At 41.6% G+C, this 17,833-nt stretch carries 28 protein-coding genes and 2 pseudogenes; 7 read left to right on the top strand and 23 right to left on the bottom strand.

Annotation, left to right across the window (positions count from 1 at the left end; translation table 11 throughout):
* Positions 1-10: 10 nt before the first annotated feature.
* From secY to H7R46_RS02110, 23 genes and pseudogenes are all read right to left on the bottom strand, one after another.
* On the bottom strand, positions 11-1,330 hold the full coding sequence (gene secY, locus H7R46_RS02220; RefSeq protein WP_170249219.1) for a preprotein translocase subunit SecY: 1,320 nt from the start codon (positions 1,328-1,330) through the stop codon (positions 11-13).
* Positions 1,331-1,375: 45 nt separating this feature from the next.
* Complete coding sequence (gene rplO / locus H7R46_RS02215) at positions 1,376-1,816, bottom strand: 50S ribosomal protein L15 (RefSeq protein WP_002116985.1); 441 nt, start codon at positions 1,814-1,816, stop codon at positions 1,376-1,378.
* A 3-nt stretch (positions 1,817-1,819) separates the two neighbouring features.
* Complete coding sequence (gene rpmD, locus H7R46_RS02210) at positions 1,820-1,996, bottom strand: 50S ribosomal protein L30 (RefSeq protein ID WP_000849088.1); 177 nt, start codon at positions 1,994-1,996, stop codon at positions 1,820-1,822.
* 6 nt (positions 1,997-2,002) lie between these two features.
* Positions 2,003-2,500 carry a 30S ribosomal protein S5 gene (gene rpsE, locus H7R46_RS02205; protein WP_001141025.1) on the bottom strand — a complete coding sequence of 166 codons (498 nt, stop codon included), beginning with the start codon at positions 2,498-2,500 and terminating at the stop codon, positions 2,003-2,005.
* 2 nt (positions 2,501-2,502) lie between these two features.
* Positions 2,503-2,853, bottom strand: a complete 351-nt coding sequence (gene rplR, locus H7R46_RS02200; protein ID WP_002049741.1) for a 50S ribosomal protein L18 — start codon at positions 2,851-2,853, stop codon at positions 2,503-2,505.
* A gap of 14 nt (positions 2,854-2,867) precedes the next feature.
* A complete protein-coding gene (rplF, locus tag H7R46_RS02195; RefSeq protein ID WP_002116801.1) occupies positions 2,868-3,401 on the bottom strand; it encodes a 50S ribosomal protein L6 in 534 nt (177 codons plus the stop codon).
* Between the two features lie 13 nt (positions 3,402-3,414).
* Complete coding sequence (gene rpsH, locus H7R46_RS02190; RefSeq protein ID WP_002049732.1) at positions 3,415-3,810, bottom strand: 30S ribosomal protein S8; 396 nt, start codon at positions 3,808-3,810, stop codon at positions 3,415-3,417.
* A gap of 11 nt (positions 3,811-3,821) precedes the next feature.
* Positions 3,822-4,127, bottom strand: coding sequence for a 30S ribosomal protein S14 (gene rpsN / locus H7R46_RS02185; protein ID WP_002049689.1), 306 nt, complete (start codon positions 4,125-4,127; stop codon positions 3,822-3,824).
* 9 nt (positions 4,128-4,136) lie between these two features.
* Positions 4,137-4,673 carry a 50S ribosomal protein L5 gene (gene rplE, locus H7R46_RS02180; protein WP_002116961.1) on the bottom strand — a complete coding sequence of 179 codons (537 nt, stop codon included), beginning with the start codon at positions 4,671-4,673 and terminating at the stop codon, positions 4,137-4,139.
* A gap of 15 nt (positions 4,674-4,688) precedes the next feature.
* Positions 4,689-5,006: a 50S ribosomal protein L24 gene (gene rplX / locus H7R46_RS02175; protein WP_002116820.1), complete on the bottom strand. Its 318-nt coding sequence runs from the start codon at positions 5,004-5,006 to the stop codon at positions 4,689-4,691.
* 9 nt (positions 5,007-5,015) lie between these two features.
* Complete coding sequence (gene rplN / locus H7R46_RS02170) at positions 5,016-5,384, bottom strand: 50S ribosomal protein L14 (RefSeq protein ID WP_001982634.1); 369 nt, start codon at positions 5,382-5,384, stop codon at positions 5,016-5,018.
* A 92-nt stretch (positions 5,385-5,476) separates the two neighbouring features.
* Complete coding sequence (gene rpsQ, locus H7R46_RS02165; protein ID WP_002116661.1) at positions 5,477-5,734, bottom strand: 30S ribosomal protein S17; 258 nt, start codon at positions 5,732-5,734, stop codon at positions 5,477-5,479.
* Complete coding sequence (gene rpmC / locus H7R46_RS02160) at positions 5,731-5,928, bottom strand: 50S ribosomal protein L29 (RefSeq protein ID WP_000849928.1); 198 nt, start codon at positions 5,926-5,928, stop codon at positions 5,731-5,733. Before rpmC ends, rpsQ begins: the two co-directional genes overlap by 4 nt.
* The gene (gene rplP, locus H7R46_RS02155) at positions 5,928-6,341 is read right to left on the bottom strand and encodes a 50S ribosomal protein L16 (protein WP_002049688.1); all 414 of its coding nucleotides are present in this window, start codon (positions 6,339-6,341) and stop codon (positions 5,928-5,930) included. The genes rpmC and rplP overlap by 1 nt, the downstream gene beginning before the upstream one ends.
* Positions 6,281-7,097, bottom strand: a pseudogene (rpsC, locus tag H7R46_RS02150) (30S ribosomal protein S3). Before rpsC ends, rplP begins: the two are co-directional and overlap by 61 nt.
* Before the next feature lies 1 nt (position 7,098).
* Positions 7,099-7,428 (bottom strand): 50S ribosomal protein L22, encoded by a 330-nt coding sequence (rplV, locus tag H7R46_RS02145; protein WP_001982638.1) that lies wholly within the window; start codon positions 7,426-7,428, stop codon positions 7,099-7,101.
* Positions 7,429-7,439: 11 nt separating this feature from the next.
* Entirely contained in the window at positions 7,440-7,715 is a 276-nt protein-coding gene (gene rpsS, locus H7R46_RS02140) for a 30S ribosomal protein S19 (protein ID WP_001138119.1), read from the bottom strand.
* Between the two features lie 13 nt (positions 7,716-7,728).
* Positions 7,729-8,553 (bottom strand): 50S ribosomal protein L2, encoded by an 825-nt coding sequence (rplB, locus tag H7R46_RS02135; RefSeq protein ID WP_002049686.1) that lies wholly within the window; start codon positions 8,551-8,553, stop codon positions 7,729-7,731.
* A gap of 11 nt (positions 8,554-8,564) precedes the next feature.
* On the bottom strand, positions 8,565-8,885 hold the full coding sequence (rplW, locus tag H7R46_RS02130; RefSeq protein WP_002049693.1) for a 50S ribosomal protein L23: 321 nt from the start codon (positions 8,883-8,885) through the stop codon (positions 8,565-8,567).
* Positions 8,882-9,484, bottom strand: a complete 603-nt coding sequence (rplD, locus tag H7R46_RS02125) for a 50S ribosomal protein L4 (protein ID WP_002049755.1) — start codon at positions 9,482-9,484, stop codon at positions 8,882-8,884. The genes rplW and rplD overlap by 4 nt, the downstream gene beginning before the upstream one ends.
* Positions 9,485-9,495: 11 nt before the next feature.
* Positions 9,496-10,134 (bottom strand): 50S ribosomal protein L3, encoded by a 639-nt coding sequence (gene rplC / locus H7R46_RS02120; protein ID WP_002117051.1) that lies wholly within the window; start codon positions 10,132-10,134, stop codon positions 9,496-9,498.
* Between the two features lie 58 nt (positions 10,135-10,192).
* Complete coding sequence (gene rpsJ / locus H7R46_RS02115) at positions 10,193-10,504, bottom strand: 30S ribosomal protein S10 (RefSeq protein WP_000070912.1); 312 nt, start codon at positions 10,502-10,504, stop codon at positions 10,193-10,195.
* 253 nt (positions 10,505-10,757) lie between these two features.
* Positions 10,758-11,486 (bottom strand): type 1 glutamine amidotransferase, encoded by a 729-nt coding sequence (locus H7R46_RS02110; RefSeq protein ID WP_002116949.1) that lies wholly within the window; start codon positions 11,484-11,486, stop codon positions 10,758-10,760.
* Positions 11,487-11,654: 168 nt separating this feature from the next.
* Between H7R46_RS02110 and H7R46_RS02105 the strand changes: the two genes are divergently transcribed.
* From H7R46_RS02105 to H7R46_RS02075, 7 genes and pseudogenes are all read left to right on the top strand, one after another.
* Positions 11,655-12,845, top strand: a complete 1,191-nt coding sequence (locus tag H7R46_RS02105) for a PLP-dependent transferase (RefSeq protein WP_005067274.1) — start codon at positions 11,655-11,657, stop codon at positions 12,843-12,845.
* Between the two features lie 42 nt (positions 12,846-12,887).
* On the top strand, positions 12,888-14,435 hold the full coding sequence (locus H7R46_RS02100; RefSeq protein WP_005067272.1) for a helicase HerA-like domain-containing protein: 1,548 nt from the start codon (positions 12,888-12,890) through the stop codon (positions 14,433-14,435).
* Positions 14,425-14,576: pseudogene (locus H7R46_RS02095) on the top strand (hypothetical protein). Before H7R46_RS02100 ends, H7R46_RS02095 begins: the two are co-directional and overlap by 11 nt.
* Before the next feature lie 2 nt (positions 14,577-14,578).
* On the top strand, positions 14,579-15,343 hold the full coding sequence (locus H7R46_RS02090) for a globin domain-containing protein (RefSeq protein WP_005067268.1): 765 nt from the start codon (positions 14,579-14,581) through the stop codon (positions 15,341-15,343).
* Positions 15,344-15,430: 87 nt separating this feature from the next.
* Entirely contained in the window at positions 15,431-15,868 is a 438-nt protein-coding gene (locus H7R46_RS02085) for an RrF2 family transcriptional regulator (protein WP_002116968.1), read from the top strand.
* Between the two features lie 100 nt (positions 15,869-15,968).
* On the top strand, positions 15,969-16,745 hold the full coding sequence (yihA, locus tag H7R46_RS02080) for a ribosome biogenesis GTP-binding protein YihA/YsxC (RefSeq protein ID WP_005067265.1): 777 nt from the start codon (positions 15,969-15,971) through the stop codon (positions 16,743-16,745).
* A 124-nt stretch (positions 16,746-16,869) separates the two neighbouring features.
* Positions 16,870-17,820: a metal-dependent hydrolase gene (locus H7R46_RS02075; protein ID WP_080631032.1), complete on the top strand. Its 951-nt coding sequence runs from the start codon at positions 16,870-16,872 to the stop codon at positions 17,818-17,820.
* Positions 17,821-17,833 lie beyond the last annotated feature (13 nt).

Genomic DNA, 17,833 nt, shown 5'->3' with positions numbered 1-17,833 from the left:
CTAAGTGCGCTTATCCCTTAGGATGAGCAGTCGTTTTTCTCATTAATGTTTGATTGTCATATTGATGAGATGTTAAATGCGCTTGTAGCTGAGCCATAAAGTCCATAACCACGACAACTACGATCAATAATGAGGTACCACCCAAATAGAATGGAATCCCAAAAGAGCTTTGTAGAATCATTGGCATTAAACAAATGACCGTAATATAAATCGCACCAATAAACGTCAAACGATTAAGAATATGATCTAAGTAACGAGCAGTTTGCTCACCTGGGCGAATACCAGGCACATAAGCTCCGCTGCGTTTTAGATTTTCTGATACTTCCTTAGGGCTAAATACTAAAGCCGTATAAAAGTAACAGAAAAAGATAATTAACGCACCAAAGAGCACCAAATACAAAGGCTGTCCAGGCGACAATACTAAAGCTAAATCTTGTAAGCTGCTTTTAATAAAACCAGCATTTGGATCTGCACTTCCCACCCATTGACCAAGACTTGCCGGGAACAAGAGTAAAGAACTTGCAAAAATCGCAGGAATAACACCCGCCATATTAATTTTTAATGGCAAATGCGTCTGCTGTGCTGTAAATATACGACGCCCTTGTTGCTTTTGCGCATAGTTTACTGGAATGCGACGTTGTGCTTTTTCAATAAACACAATAGCTGCCAATACACCTAAAGACAAAAGACCAAAGATTACAAGACCAATTAAACTTGTCTGACCATTATCTACAGAAGAGATAGATTGCATAATTAAATTAGGCAAACCAGCAACAATACCTGCAAAAATAATCATTGAGATACCATTACCGATACCTCTTTCTGTGATCTGTTCACCTAGCCACATTAGGAACATTGTTCCCGCAACTAAAGAAGTAACAGCAGGTACGTAAAATGCAAGGCCATTTGTCAAAGTAATACCTTGACCAATTAAGCCAGCACACATACCAACAGCCTGAACCACAGCAAGTAGTAATGTACCCTGACGCGTATATTGATTAATTTTACGCTTACCTTGCTCACCTTCCTTTTTCAAGGCTTCAAGTGATGGAATTACAGTAGACATTAACTGCACAATAATTGACGCAGAAATGTACGGCATAATCCCTAAAGCAAGAATAGACATTCGCTCTAAAGCACCGCCAGAAAACATATTGAATAGCCCAAGAATAGTTCCTTGGTTCGCATGAAATAAATTTTCTAACGCAGCATTATTAATGCCTGGTACTGGAATATGCGCTCCTAGTCGAAAGACCAGCAATGCACCGATTAGAAAACTCATCCGGCGAATAATTTCACGGTATTTCACATGAAATGGCTGACCTTTCATCATGTTGACATGACCTGAAGAACTAGGAGACATAGACACTCGAGATTACTCCTCGACTTTACCGCCAGCTGCTTCAATCGCAGCTTTAGCGCCTTTAGTCAATGCAACACCTTGAACAGTGAATGCACGAGTGATTTCACCAGAAAGTACGATACGAGCACGAATTTGGTCACGACGAACAACATTCGCAGCTTTCAAAGTTTCTAGGCTAACGATGTCGCCTTCAACTTTGCTTAACTCAGATAAACGTACTTCAGCAGTTTTTAAAGCGATTTGGCTAGTGAAACCGAATTTAGGTAAACGACGATAAATCGCAGTTTGACCGCCTTCAAAGCCTGGACGAACGCCACCACTTTTACGTGATTTTTGACCTTTGACACCACGGCCACCAGTCTTACCAACGCCAGAACCGATACCACGGCCTAAACGACGGTGTTCACGTTTTGCACCTTCTGCAGGCGCAAGTTCATTTAAACGCAGAGTCATGGCTTATTCCTCTACACTAACCATATAGTAGACTTTGTTGATCATACCGCGGTTAGAAGGCGTATCTTGCACTTCTACAGTATGACCAATACGACGCAGACCTAAACCTTGTAAGCAAAGCTTGTGATTTTTCAAGCGATGTGAAGAAGATTTAGTCTGGGTAACTTTAATCGTTTTCATGATTGATTACCCTTGAATTTCTTCTACTGATTTACCACGTTTCGCAGCGACTTTCTCAGGAGAAGTCATATCACGCAAACCTTTGAAAGTTGCGTTTACTACGTTTGCAGCATTAGTAGAACCATAACATTTAGCAAGTACGTTATGTACACCTGCAGCTTCTAGAACGGCACGCATAGCGCCACCAGCGATTACGCCAGTACCTTCAGAAGCAGGTTGCATATATACACGGCTTGCACCATGACGAGCATTCACAGGGTGTTGTAAAGTAGTACCTGCAAGGTCTACAGTAATCATGTTGCGACGTGCAGCTTCAAGTGCTTTAGAAATAGCAGCTGGAACTTCACGAGCTTTACCACGACCAAAACCAACACGACCATTACCATCACCCACCACAGTTAATGCTGTGAAAGAGAAGATACGACCACCCTTAACAACTTTGGCTACACGATCAACGGCAACCAGCTTTTCAACAAGACCTTCGTTTTGTTCAACTTTAGCCATGATTAGAACTCCAAGCCGTTTTCACGAGCAGCATCAGCCAAGGCTTTGATACGACCATGATATTTAAAACCAGAACGGTCAAATGCAACTTTAGTTACACCAGCTGCTTTCGCACGCTCTGCGATTAAAGCGCCTACTTTAGTAGCCGCGTCTACATTACCTGTAGTACCGCTACGTAAAGATGCATCCAAAGTTGAAGCTTGTGCTAAAACTTTGCCACCATCTGCTGAAATAACTTGAGCATAGATGTGACGCGGAGTGCGGTTTACACACAAACGAGTCGCACCCAATGCACGAATGTGCAAGCGTGTGCTTTTCGCACGACGCAAACGGGATTGTTTCTTTTCGTTCATAAGAACCTCGCGCCTTATTTCTTCTTAGCTTCTTTACGAAGAATGACTTCATCCGAATAACGAACACCTTTACCTTTATATGGTTCAGGAGAACGATATGCACGGATTTCTGCCGCTACTTGACCTAACAACTGCTTGTTTGCTGATTTCAAAATGATTTCAGTAGCAGTTGGAGTTTCCGCTGTTACACCTTCAGGTAAAGCGTAGTCAATTGGGTGTGAAAAACCAAGGTTAAGGTTTACAACAGTACCTTTAACCGCAGCTTTATAACCAACACCAACTAGCTGCAACTTACGTTCGAAGCCTTCACTAACCCCTTTTACAAGGTTATTCAATACAGCGCGAGCAGTACCAGCTTGCATCCAAGCATCTTTCGATTCTTTAACTGGAGCAAGTTGAAGTTTACCTTCTTCCTGTTTTAGCTCGACCAGCGCATGCAGGTTGAAAGACAATGTACCTTTGCTGCCTTTCACTTCGACCTGCCGGCCGTTCTGAGTAACTGCTACACCATTAGGTACAGTTACTGGGGCTTTAGCCACACGAGACATGAGGAATCACCTATTAAGAAACAAAAGCAATAACTTCACCACCAACGCCCGCAGCACGTGCAGCGCGATCAGTCATGATGCCTTTGCTTGTAGAAACAATTGCAATACCTAAACCTTGCTTAACGCTTGGAAGTTTATCTTTACCACGGTATTGGCGAAGACCTGGACGGCTTACGCGTTTAACCATTTCGATAACTGGTTTGCCTTCGAAATATTTTAAAGTAATTGTCAAAGTAGATTTTGTCTCTTCTTGAGCAACTTCTACATTTGAAATATAACCTTCTTGTTGAAGTACGTTTGCAATTGCAACTTTCAACTTAGAAGAAGGCATAGAAACAGTTTGTTTCTTAGCCATTTGTGCGTTACGAACACGTGTTAGCATGTCGGCAACGGTATCTTGCATACTCATTTAGTCGCTCCTTACCAGCTTGCCTTAACAACGCCTGGTACATCACCCTGCATTACTGTGTCACGTAATTTGTTACGGCTTAAACCGAACTTACGGAAGTAACCATGAGGACGACCAGTTAAACCACAACGGTTACGAAGACGTACCGGAGATGCATTACGTGGCAATGCTTGTAACTTTAACATCGCTTCGAAACGCTCTTCTTCACTTGCATTTACGTTTGCAATCGTAGCTTTTAATTCAGCACGTTTTGCAGCGTATTTAGCAACTGTTTTTTCGCGTTTCAATTCGCGATTAATCATACCTTTCTTAGCCATATCGACCTCTTATTTGAACGGGAAGCCGAATGCACGCATAAGCGCACGGCCTTCGTCATCGGTGCGAGCAGTCGTAGTAATAGTAATATCCATACCACGAATACGATCAATCTTATCGAAATCGATTTCAGGGAAAACGATTTGCTCTTTCAAACCCATTGAGTAGTTACCACGACCATCAAATGATTTCGAAGAGAAACCACGGAAGTCACGGATACGAGGGATTGCGATTGAGATCAAACGGTCCAAGAATTCGTACATTTGGTCGCCACGTAAAGTAACTTTACAACCAATCGGCCAACCATCACGGATTTTGAAACCAGCGATAGATTTACGAGCAAGTGTAATTACTGGTTTTTGACCAGCAATTAATTGCATATCGACAACAGCGCCATCTAATAATTTCTTATCAGTTGCAGCTGCGCCTACACCCATGTTTAGGGTAATTTTTGTGATGCGTGGAATTTCCATCACGTTCTTAATGCTAAGTTCTTCTTGTAACTTCGCTTTAAGTTCTTCGTTGTAACGTGCTTTAAGTCTGGCCATTGCCTTTTCAACCTATTACTTCGCTACCGCCACTGATTCACCATTTGATTTATAAACGCGAGTTTTCACGCCATCAATCACTTGGTAACCAACACGGTCAGCCTTCTGGGTTGTAGCATTTAAAATTGCCACGTTTGAAATATGAAGCGAAGCTTCTTGAGTAACGATACCGCCTTCAGCGCCAGTTACACGATTCGGCTTTTGATGCTTCTTCACTAAGTTAAGGCCTTCAACCTTAACGCGGTCTTCAGAAACAGACAATACAGTACCCTGTTTGCCTTTTTCTTTACCTGCGATCACGATAACTTGATCGCCTTTTTTAATCTTAGCCATGATTGCCTCTTATAGAACTTCAGGAGCCAATGAAATGATTTTCATGAACTGTTCAGTACGAAGTTCACGAGTCACTGGTCCGAAGATACGAGTAGCAATCGGAGCTTTGTTGTTGTTCAGGATAACTGCAGCATTATCATCAAAACGGATCACAGAACCATCTGGACGACGAATGCCGAATTTAGTACGAACTACAACCGCATTCATCACGTCACCTTTTTTAACACGTGCGCGTGGGATTGCTTCTTTTACAGTAACTTTAATAATGTCGCCAACAGAAGCATAACGACGATGTGAACCACCAAGTACTTTAATACATTGTACGCGGCGAGCACCACTGTTGTCTGCTACGTCGAGCATAGTTTCGGTTTGAATCATTGCCCTACTCCAAAACCGAGCATCACCGGTCACAATTTCGAAAGGCTCAAAGAGTACTCGAAATTGACCGATGATGCAACAAGAACGTCGAATTACTCAGCAGCTGCTTCAACTACTTCCACTAAAGTCCAAGCTTTAGTTTTAGAAATTGGGCGGCTTTCTTTAATGGTCACAACATCGCCAAGTTTAGCAACATTGTTCTCATCATGAGCGTGTAACTTAGTTGAACGGCGAATTGATTTGCCATACAACGGGTGTTGAACGCGGCGTTCGATAAGAACAACAATAGACTTGTCCATTTTGTCGCTTACTACTTTGCCGGTTAACGTGCGGACTGTTTTTTCACTCATTGTCCGTTCCCCTGTTTTTCGGTAAGGAGTGTCTTAATACGAGCAATTGTCTTACGAGCAACTTGCACTTCATGCGATTTACCCAACTGACCAGTTGCTTTCGCCATACGAAGACGGAATTGATTAAGCTGTTGCTCATCAAGCAAAGCTTTCAACTCTTCTACCGATTTTTCACGTAGATCTTTAGTTTTCATTACATTACCGTCCGAGTCACGATAGTGGTTTTAAACGGAAGTTTAGCAGCAGCTAAAGCAAATGCTTCACGCGCTAATTCTTCGTTCACACCTTCAATTTCGTACAGGATCTTACCTGGTTGGATCTGGCAAACCCAGTACTCCACGCTACCCTTACCTTTACCCATACGCACTTCAAGAGGCTTTTGAGTAATTGGTTTATCCGGGAATACGCGAATAAAGATTTTACCACCACGCTTAATACGGCGGCTAATAGTACGACGTGCAGCTTCAATCTGACGAGCAGTCATACGACCACGTTCAGTTGCTTTGATTGCAATCGAACCAAATGATACTGTACTACCACGATGCGCTAGACCAGTATTACGGCCTTTGTGCACCTTACGGAATTTGGTACGTTTAGGTTGCAACATGGATTATTCTCCCTTGTCAGCAGCACGGTCACCGCGACGACCACGACGCTCTTGACCTTCACCACGACCACGACCACGTTTAGCTGGACGATCTTCAGCAGGAGCAGGGTTCATGACTTGTTTCATGCCACCTAAAATCTCGCCACGGAAAATCCAAACTTTAACACCAATCGTACCGTAAGTTGTTTCTGCACGCATAGTTGCATAGTCAATGTCTGCACGTAGCGTATGTAAAGGTACACGACCTTCACGATACCATTCTGTACGAGCAATCTCTGCACCACCTAAACGGCCAGACACTTCAACTTTGATACCTTTAGCACCAGCACGCATAGTGTTTTGAACCGCACGCTTCATAGCACGACGGAACATTACACGCTTTTCTAATTGAGAAGCGATTGCTTCAGCAACTAAACGCGCATCTAAGTCTGGGCGATCAATTTCGTTGATACTTACTTGCGCTGGAACACCCATAATGCTGGTAAGTTCGCGCTGTAATTTCTCAATATCTTCGCCTTTTTTACCGATTACGATACCAGGACGAGCTGTGCTAATAGTTACTTTAGCAGCGCCTGATGGACGTTCGATAAGAATGTTGCTTACCATCGCATTCTTAAGTTTTTTAGTTAAAAACTCACGAACTTGAAGATCTTTAAGCAAGTATTCAGCGTATTGTTTCGGATTCGCATACCAGTTAGCGTTATGACGTTTCACAACACCTAGGCGGATACCGATTGGATGAACCTTCTGACCCATATCAAACCCCTACCTTAACGGTGATGTGACAAGTACGCTTAGTAATACGATCTGCACGGCCTTTAGCACGTGGCATAATACGTTTAAGGCTCATGCCTTCGTCAACGTAAATCGTAGATACTTTAAGATCGTCAACATCTAAACTGTTATTGTGTTCAGCGTTTGCAATCGCAGATTCCAATGCTTTTTTTACTAAAACAGCAGCTTTTTTATTGCTGAAGTTTAAGATATTTAAAGCATGCGCAACAGATTTGCCGCGAATAAGATCTGCAACCAAACGTGCTTTCTGTGCCGAGATAGCGGCACCGCGTAATTTAGCAGTTACTTCCATCATGACACCTATTAACGTTTAGATTTCTTGTCAACACCGTGACCACGATAGGTACGAGTTGGCGCGAATTCACCGAGTTTATGACCAACCATATGCTCAGTAACAATTACTGGAACGTGGTTACGACCATTATGAACAGAAATTGTTAAACCAACAAAATCTGGAAGGATCATCGAACGACGAGACCAAGTTTTAATCGGCTTGCGAGAGTTACTAGCAACAGCCGCTTCAACCTTAGCGAACAAGTGCGCATCGACGAATGGGCCTTTTTTCAGAGAACGAGGCATTAGTCAGATTCCTTTACTTGACGCGACGGTCGCGAATAATCATCTTAGTCGTACGCTTATTGGTACGTGTCTTGTACCCTTTAGCTTTTTGACCCCATGGGCTTACAGGTTGAATACCTTTGTTACGCCCTTCACCACCACCGTGCGGGTGATCAATCGGGTTCATCGCCATACCACGTACGGTAGGACGAACACCACGCCAGCGCGAAGCACCAGCTTTACCCAATGAACGAAGGTTGTTTTCTTGGTTAGAAACTTCACCAATTACAGCGCGGCATTCAACATGTACTTTACGCATTTCGCCTGAACGAAGACGAATAATTGCGTAAGAACCATCACGACCCAACAACTGAACAGAAGCACCAGCAGAACGCGCTAATTGCGCACCCTTACCAATTTTAAGTTCAACGTTATGAAGTGTAGAACCGATCGGCATATTACGAAGTGGCAAGCAGTTACCTGGACGAATTGGAGCATCGTTACCAGATTGTACTTTATCGCCAGCACGTAAGCCTTTAGGTGCGATGATATAACGACGCTCACCATCAGCATATTTCAACAAAGCAATATGTGCTGTACGGTTTGGATCGTATTCAATACGCTCTACAACAGCTGGGATGCTGTCTTTGTTACGTTTGAAGTCAACGATACGGTAGTGTTGTTTATGACCACCACCAACGTGACGAGTAGTAATGTGACCGTTGTTATTACGACCACCAGTACGTTTTTTAGCTTCAACCAACGGTGCGTAAGGAGCGCCTTTGTGAAGATGGTCATGAACCACTTTCTCTACAAAGCGACGTCCTGGAGACGTTGGCTTACATTTTTGAATCGGCATAATTTTCGTCCTTATTCCGCTGCGCTTTCAGCGGTATCGCCCAAGTCAGCCATTTCAACATCTTGGCCAGCTTTCAGGGTGACGTATGCTTTTTTAACATCAGAACGGCGTCCCAATGTACGACCAAAGCGCTTAGTCTTACCTTTAGTAATAGTTGTGTTAACTTTAACAACTTCTACACCAAAAAGTTTTTCAACTGCTTTTTTGATTTCAAGTTTAGTAGCATTGATGTCTACTTTAAATACTTGAACACCAACAGTATCACCTAATACTTGTGCCTTTTCTGAGAAGACTGGTCCTTTTAGGACTTGATAGATACGTTCGTTGTTCATCCGAGTTCTACCTCAATTTTCTTAGCAGCAGCTACAGACATCACAACTTTATCAAACGCGATCAAGCTTACAGGATCGATTGCAGTTGCATCTACCACATCTACATGCGGAAGGTTGCGTGCTGCAAGATATAAGTTCTCATCTACAGCGTCAGTAACGATTAATGCACGAGCAGCATTTAAGTCGTTAAGCTTTGCAAGCAATTCTTTAGTTTTTGGAGCTGCAACTGCAAACTCTTCAACTAATACAAGACGATCTTGGCGAACAAGTTCAGCTAAGATACATTGCATTGCACCGCGGTACATCTTACGGTTTACTTTTTGAGACCAATCTTGTGGACGAGCAGCAAAAGTTTTACCACCGCCAACCCAGATAGGGCTACGAATAGAACCCGCACGAGCACGACCAGTACCTTTTTGACGGAATGGCTTTTTACCACCGCCAGAAACGTCTGCACGTGATTTTTGAGCACGAGTACCTTGACGACCACCTGCTAAGTAAGCAGTAACAACTTGGTGTACAAGAGCTTCGTTAAATTCACGTCCGAAAGCAACTTCAGACAATTCAACAGCAGAGCCGGAAACAGTTTTCAAATTCACGGTATTTCCCCTCAGGCCTTGATGGTAGGACGTACAATCACGTCACCGCCAGTTGCACCAGGAATTGCACCTTTAACAACTAAAACAGAACGTTCAGCGTCAATAGATACGATTTCAAGACCTTGTACTGTTACGCGTTCATCACCTAAGTGACCAGCCATTTTCTTGCCTTTGAACACGCGCCCAGGAGTCTGGTTTTGACCTGTAGAACCTAATACACGGTGAGAAACTGAGTTACCGTGAGTAGCGTCTTGGGTACGGAAGTTCCAACGTTTAACACCACCTTGGAAACCTTTACCTTTTGATTGACCAGTTACGTCAACTACTTGACCAACTGTGAACAAATCAACGCCAATAGTACCGCCAACTTCACGGCCTTCAAGCTCAGCTTCAGTAACACGGAACTCTTTAACTAAACGACCAGCAGCAACACCAGCTTTCGCGAAGTGACCTTTCTGAGCGTTAGTTACGCGAGATTCGCGACGTTCACCAGTAGTTACTTGAACAGCTTGATAACCATCAGTTTCAAGTGTTTTGATTTGCGTAATGCGGTTTGGATCGACTTCGATGACTGTAACAGGTACAGAAACACCTGCATCTGTAAAGATGCGAGTCATACCACATTTGCGACCGACTAAACCAATAGCCATGTGCATAAACCTCTAAAAAAGCGGCCTAATTAACTTAGAAGTTAATCAACCGAAAGCCTTAACCCAAAGCGATCTGAACATCAACACCAGCCGCAAGATCTAATTTCATCAATGCATCAACAGTTTTATCTGTAGGTTGAACGATATCGATCAAACGTTTGTAGGTGCGGATTTCGTACTGGTCACGCGCATCTTTGTTAACGTGCGGTGAAGTAAGAACGTTGAAGCGTTCGATGCGAGTAGGCATCGGAATTGGACCACAAACTTGTGCGCCAGTACGCTTAGCGGTTTCTACGATCTCTTGAGCAGATTGATCAATCAGACGATGATCAAAAGACTTCAAACGGATACGAATTCTCTGGTTAGACATACCAGTAAACTCCAAGCCAAACATATAAAGAATCACCCTTGACGCATCTCACCTATTGGTAAGTGTCAAAGGCAGTGAAAATCACTAAGGTCATGATCGATGCCACGACTGTAATGCACATTTACTACTTTCTTCGCAGTAAATGCCCCTCCTTTTGAGGGTCGCCCATTATAACGATTGTTTAAGTCTTATGCAATTCTCTTTTTCTATTTTTTGTTCAAAACGCACTTTAACCTAGTATTCTCAACTTACTCTAGGCATTTATGACAAATTCAATCGCTTTATTTAAGAGTTGATTACCTTGTTCAAATTTTTGTGCTTCTGAATATTGCAGTTCACTCACAGGCTGAACATATTCCCCATTAAAAATAGATAGCTCTTCTTCATTTTCAAGCAAGAGTTCTAACGTTGCTGGCGTCATTTCTGGATGAAATTGAAAACCAAGCACATTTTTTCCAATTTGATACATCTGATTACGACAAGCTATATTCTCGGCTAAGTGTATAGCACCTTTGGGTATTTCAAATGTCTCGCTATGCCACTGCATCACCTTTATCTTTTCAGGCAATGGAAAGCTGTCTTGAGGTAAATTTGCTACCCTTTGAACTGTCGACCAGCCAAGTTCCTGATAGCGGTTTCGACTGACTGCAGCGCCTAGTGCATTAGCAATTAGCTGCCCACCCAAACAGAGACCTATAGCAGGCTTTCCTGCTGCTAAATAACGACGCAACCATCTTTTCTCTATCTTAAGCCATGGATAATTCGCCTCATCATTTACACTCATGGTGCCACCCATGACTAATAATAAGTCAACCTCATCAATTTGTGGTAAAGCTTCTATTTCAAGTGACCGATCAACCGGAAGTGCAAAAAACTCCGTAGAACTAATAGTCGCGTGGTGAGCTTTTAAAAATGAATAACAACTCCCAAAACCCTCACCCGCGATATGTTGAAAATAATGAACTCTTAAATGCGACTTCATGCGCTTAAACCTATTGTTGTTAGAATGTTGTAGTGGTCTTTGCAAAAATAAAGCCAAGTTTTTGTTTTATAGGTCTACTGTAACGAAACGTCTTACAAAACTTTATAAATCTAGCGAAGAATTTAAATTTCTCTTAATCTAACTTTATCATTTAAAACATAATGCACTATGAAAAAGCATAACGATTTCCAGACTCGTCTCATTCATGCCCCAAGAAAGGCTCCGCAATTCATTGAAACGGTGCAACCTCCCTTATTTCGCGCATCGACTATCATTTTCAAATCAACTTCGCACCTTTTTGATCGTCACTGGACTGATAAGTATGACTATAGCTATGGAACACATGGCACCCCTACTACATTCACCTTAGGCGACAATATTGCGCAAATTGAAGGTGGTTTGCATTGTTTGCTTGCACCGAGTGGCCTATCCGCAATTAATATTGTGAACTCAGCATTTTTAAGTACTAATGATGAAGTATGGGTTCCAGACAATATTTACGGGCCAAATCTAGAACATTTAACTTATCTACAAAGTCAATATGGCATTATTGTTAAAGTATATAACCCCATTGACGCTGCAAGTTTTCAACCTACCGAAAGAAGTAAACTATTATGGTTAGAAGCTGCAGGTTCAGTTACTTTAGAATTCCCTGATCTTAAAAATCTAGTCAAGAAAGCTAAAAAGCATGGTGTATTGACAGCTCTAGATAACACTTGGGGAGTTGGGCTTGCGTTTAATGCTTTTAATTTTTCTGATGAACATCTATCAGTCGATTTAACCGTTCACGCATTAACAAAATATCCAAGTGGTGGTGGTGACATCCTAATGGGCAGCATTGTAACTCGTGATGAGAAACTTCATCACCGCCTATTCCGCACACACGCCATTTTAGGCATCGCAATCTCTGGAGATGATGCGGCTCAAGTTCAACGCAGCCTTGCTCATATGTCTTTACGCTATGAACAACAGTCAGCCAATGCTCAAACTTTACTTAAGTGGCTAAAGGACCAACGCCAATTTGCACAAGTTCTACACCCAAGTGATGAATCCTCACCAGGCCATCAATACTGGCAAGAAATATGCACAACTGATCAAAGTGCAGGTTTAGTGAGTGTTATTTTTAAACCTGAATATGACATTACAGCAGTACGTCGTTTCTGCGATGCATTAGAGTTATTTAAGCTCGGTTTTAGCTGGGGTGGACCCGTTAGCCTGATTATGCTTTATGATTTAAAAATGATGAGAAAACTTGAGAATACACATTTACAACAAGGATTATTGGTTCGATTCTGTATAGGACTAGAAGATCCGCAAGATTTGATACAAGATATCGAAAATGCACTGAAACAACTGTAAAACGACAAGATTATAGTGACTCAAACCATAGGATAAAAATATATGGGTACACCGATTGTTATTGCTAAAAATATTAAGGACACATCAAAAGAAATTGTTTTACTTCCCCAGTTTGCTAACCGTCATGGACTTATTGCAGGCGCCACAGGTACAGGTAAAACAGTTACGTTAAAAGTTCTAGCAGAGAGTTTCTCCCGAATCGGTGTGCCGGTATTTCTTGCCGATGCTAAAGGCGATGTTTCAAGTCTCGCAAAAGCTGGTGAAGCTTCGGATAAATTTAATGAACGCTTAAAACTTTTACAAATTGATAGTGTTCCATTCGCAGCAAACCCAGTTGTTTTTTGGGATTTATTTGGTCAGCAAGGTCATCCTATCCGAACCACCATTTCTGAAATTGGGCCAATTTTATTAGCACGCATACTAAACTTAAATGATACCCAAGAAGGTGTTTTATCTGCTGTATTTCGTATTGCAGATGACCAAGGGTTACTTTTAGTCGACTTTAAAGATTTAAAAGCCATGATTACTTTTGTGAGTGAACATGCAGCTGAGTTTAAAGCCGAGTATGGCAATTTATCACCAGCCAGCCTAGGTGCCATTCAGCGCAACTTACTCGCTCTTGCCGACCAAGGTGGAGAACAGTTCTTTGGGGAACCAGCTTTAAATATTCTGGATTTTATCCAAACCGATGCAAATGGGCATGGCTATATCAATATTCTTGCTGCCGACAAGCTCATGAATACGCCTAAGCTATACGCCACTTTCCTCTTATGGATGCTTTCAGAGTTATTTGAACAGCTACCAGAAGTGGGTGATATGGATAAGCCTAAACTCGTGTTTTTCTTTGATGAAGCTCACTTGTTATTTGATAATGCCAGCCAAGCTCTACAAGACAAAATTGAACAAGTGGTACGTTTAATCCGCTCCAAAGGGGTGGGTATCTACTTTATTACTCAAAACCCACTCGATTTACCCGAAAGCGTTCTTGGTCAACTTGGTAATCGCGTTCAACATGCATTACGTGCATTCACCCCTAAAGATCAAAAAGCTGTAAAAACCGCAGCAGACACTTTCCGTGCTAATCCCGAGTTTCAAGTTGATGAAGCTATTACCCAACTTGGTGTTGGTGAGGCACTCATTAGCTGTCTAGATGAGCAAGGTACACCACAGATTGTAGAACGTGGTTGGGTTATGCCTCCGTACTCTGCATTTACACCGATCACTCCAGAAGAGCGTCAGACTTTAATCTCGCAAAGTATTATTGCTGGGGTTTATGAACAAGCTGTAGATCGTGATAGTGCCTATGAAATGCTACAGAATAAAGTTGCTGAACGCGAACAACAGCAGCAAGACGCCGAACTTGCAAAACAACAAGCTAAAGAACAAGAAACTTTAGCAAAACAGCAAGCTAAAGAGCAGGAACGTTTGGCACGTGAGCAATTAAAAGAGGAAGAAAGAGCAGCCCGTGAACGAGCTAAACTCACACAAGACATTGTGGGAACTTTTGCCAAGAGTGCTGCACGCAGCTTAGGAGGAAGTACGGGACAAAAACTCGTAAGAGGCTTGCTCGGCTCTTTATTTGGTAAATAAAAATATTAAAAAAATTGCGTTAATTTTAGGGGATTTCATATCCCCTAATTTTTTTATGGTTTTTAGGAAAAAGTTATTGCCATTAATTTTTTAAAGATGTATTTTAAATACATCTTATATAGCCAGATAAATAAGGTCTAGCCATGACTCCACAACAAATTGAACTTGTTAAATCTACTGTACCGGTTTTACGTGAACACGGCGTTACGCTGACTACATACTTCTATAAGCGCATGCTTAATAACAATCCCGAGTTAAAAAATGTTTTTAATTTAGATGACCAAACCAGCTTACGTCAGCCACGTGCTCTTGCAGCTGCTGTGCTTGCTTATGCAGAAAATATTGAGAACCCTACCGTGCTCGCTAAAGCGGTAGAACGCATCACCACTAAACACGTGAGCTTAGATATTCAACCAGACCAATATGCAATTGTTGGGGACAACTTGCTTCATTCAATTAGTGAAGTACTCAATGTGCCATTCGAATCAGAGCTTATTGAAGCGTGGAAACAAGCATACTTACAGTTGGCTGATATCTTGATTGGTGTTGAAAAACAAAAATACGAACAACTTGAAAGCTTAAAAGGTGGATGGGCTGGCTGGCGTTCATTTGAAATTACTCAAATTGATCCTTTGGAATCTGGCAAACGCTTCACTTTAAAAGCAACTGACCATGAAGACGTACTGACTAGCCCAGCAAATGCCTTTATTTCAGTTAAAGTACAAGTTCCCGAGCAACAACTTGAACAACCGAAAGCTTTTAAATTTACTGAAGCTCAAGAAGATAACTCATATCATTTTGAAGTGCAGCCTGAAGAAAATCATACAGAGTTTTCGGTTGCTAATATTTTACTTGAGCATTATAGAGTGGGTGATCAATTACAGGTTTCAGCCCCTTTAACGCTGTAATGTAAAAACCTCTTGCCTGAAAGTTTTCTTATTTAGACTTTCAGGCTAAGATGATCATCCTTTTAATCTCTTCCATTTTTGGTGATCATGCAGCTTAATAAATTTACCGATTATGCATTACGACTCTTAATGTATGTTGCACGCCCAAGTGATGCACCCTACACGATTGCAGAAATCGCGAAAGATTTGCATGTTTCACAAAACCATCTAGTTAAAGTTGTTCACTTCATGGGCAAGCAGGAATGGATTATTACCATTCGTGGAAAAGGCGGAGGAATTCGCTTAAATCCAGATGCACTTAACTCAAATTTAGGTTCAATCGTTCGAATATTACAGGGCGACAATCAAATCGTTGAATGTAATACGCCACCTTGCGTATTACGCAGTCACTGTGGTTTAAAAGGTATTTTAGATCAGGCTTTAGAGAGTTTTTATCAAAGCCTAGACCAATACACACTCGGAGAAGTTTTGCAGCAATCAAAATCTGCTCCTGCCAACTCCCCTATTGCATTTTTACAAATCTAAGCTCTACTGATTTTGATAAGTCGACTTATTGAAAATTAGCAAGAATACCCAAGCTCCTTTATACTAGGCGCGAGCCCTCTCATTTAAAAAGTTATTTTTTATGCGTCGTAGTGAAAAATCGAAAGACACCAAAGCCAGACTCGCACCCAAGCAAAAGATCAGCTATGAAAAGAAACCAGATCCAGCGATCACGGCATATGCTGTGCAATCACTCAACTGGTTACGCCAAGCTGAGTTTCTAATGAGTGCACCTAAATTGGCACTTTGTGTTGAAGATAGTGGCTACGAGATCGCTTTTGCAGGACGCTCAAATGCCGGTAAGTCCAGTGCTATCAATGCCTTAACTAACAAAAAACAGCTAGCGCGCGCCTCTAAAAAACCTGGCCGTACTCAGATGATTAACTTCTTTAGTTTAGGTAATCCTGATCAACGTTTAGTCGATCTTCCTGGCTATGGCTATGCAGCCGTACCTGAAGATATGAAACGAGTATGGCAAAAAGAATTAGAGAACTATTTAATCCATCGTAAAAGCTTACAAGGGTTAGTATTACTGATGGATATTCGCCATCCTCTACAGCATTTCGACATGATGATGCTAGAGTGGGCTTATTCACGTCATCTCTTTGTTCATATTCTCTTAACGAAAGCTGACAAACTTAATCGTGGCCCTGCAAACAAAGTGCTATTAGAAGTTAAGCAACAACTGAAAAAAATGAAGCTTGATTTCTCGATTCAACTTTTCTCATCACTTAATAAATTAGGTTTAGAAGAGCTAGCAAGTGTTATGGCTGGACGCCTGCATTTTACGCTTGATCAAGAGCCGGAATTTGACGTTGACGCGATCCCTGAAGCATCAGATGAGGATGCTGAAGAGTAAATCGTCAAAACAGATACAATTTCTTTATTAAATTTATTTTCAAATTGGCCCCTATTGCTAAACACAAATGTAGGGGCTTTTTTTATACTCGTTATAACTTCATCGAGTTAAAAATCAGGACTAAATGATGAAATTGTTATCTTTTTTGAAGAACAAGGCTTTAGGTTCTTCTATTGACTATAAAATTCTTCCACGTAAAGTAAAATTTGACTGGAAAGATACCCCTGTTGACTGGATTCCAAATCAGCCTTTCGCAAGTTATTTTATTAATGAAATTAATAATATCTTGCCTGCTGGAGAATTCTGGTTTTGCCGTTTGTACAATAAAGTTTTACCGCAAATTAAAGATGAAAAACTTAAACAAGATGTGCAAGCATTTATCCGCCAAGAAGCTATGCATGCCAATGCGCATACTTCTGCCAATAAAGAATATTTAAGCGCACGTAATATTGATATCCAGCGAAATCTGGACATTATGAATTATCTATTTACCACTGCCTTAGCAGATAAGCCTTTTGACAAAGAAGTTCCTCAATTTCTACAAGGGCAATGGGACCTTTTCCGTTTAGGCGTTATTGCAACTGTTGAGCATATGACCTGTGTATTAGGGAAATATGCACTTTATAACAAGCGTTGGGAAGAATTAGGCGCTGACCCTGAAATGGTCGATCTGGTTAAATGGCATGGTTCAGAAGAAATTGAACACCGTACCGTTGCTTTTGATTTATATCGCCATTTGGGTGGTGGATATATTCCACGCTACTATTTAAGCCTTGCAGTGATTGTACTGGTGCTTGGATTATGGGTAGATGGCGCTGCACATATTATGAAACAAGATCCACGTTTTGCTGATGCTGCTAAATCTAGATTTTTCCCAGTATGGGTTGCTGTAGAGTGGTATAAAATTAGCAGAAAAGATAATCAGGTTTTACCAAACCCAATCTGGCTGATTGCCCAACAAATTGATTACCTCATGCCTTGGTATGATCCAGTTAAAGAAGGCAGCACTGAAGATGCGGTAAGTTATTTATCGCAATCTCCAGCAGCAAAAAGAGCCGAGTTACAAGCGGCTTAAAAATAAAAAAGCA

It is taken from the genome of Acinetobacter sp. BEC1-S18-ESBL-01 (genome assembly GCF_014169935.1).
Lineage (GTDB): Bacteria > Pseudomonadota > Gammaproteobacteria > Pseudomonadales > Moraxellaceae > Acinetobacter > Acinetobacter pittii.
The sequence above is the reverse complement of the archived record's forward strand: the minus strand, read 5'-3'. Positions and strand labels throughout refer to the sequence as shown.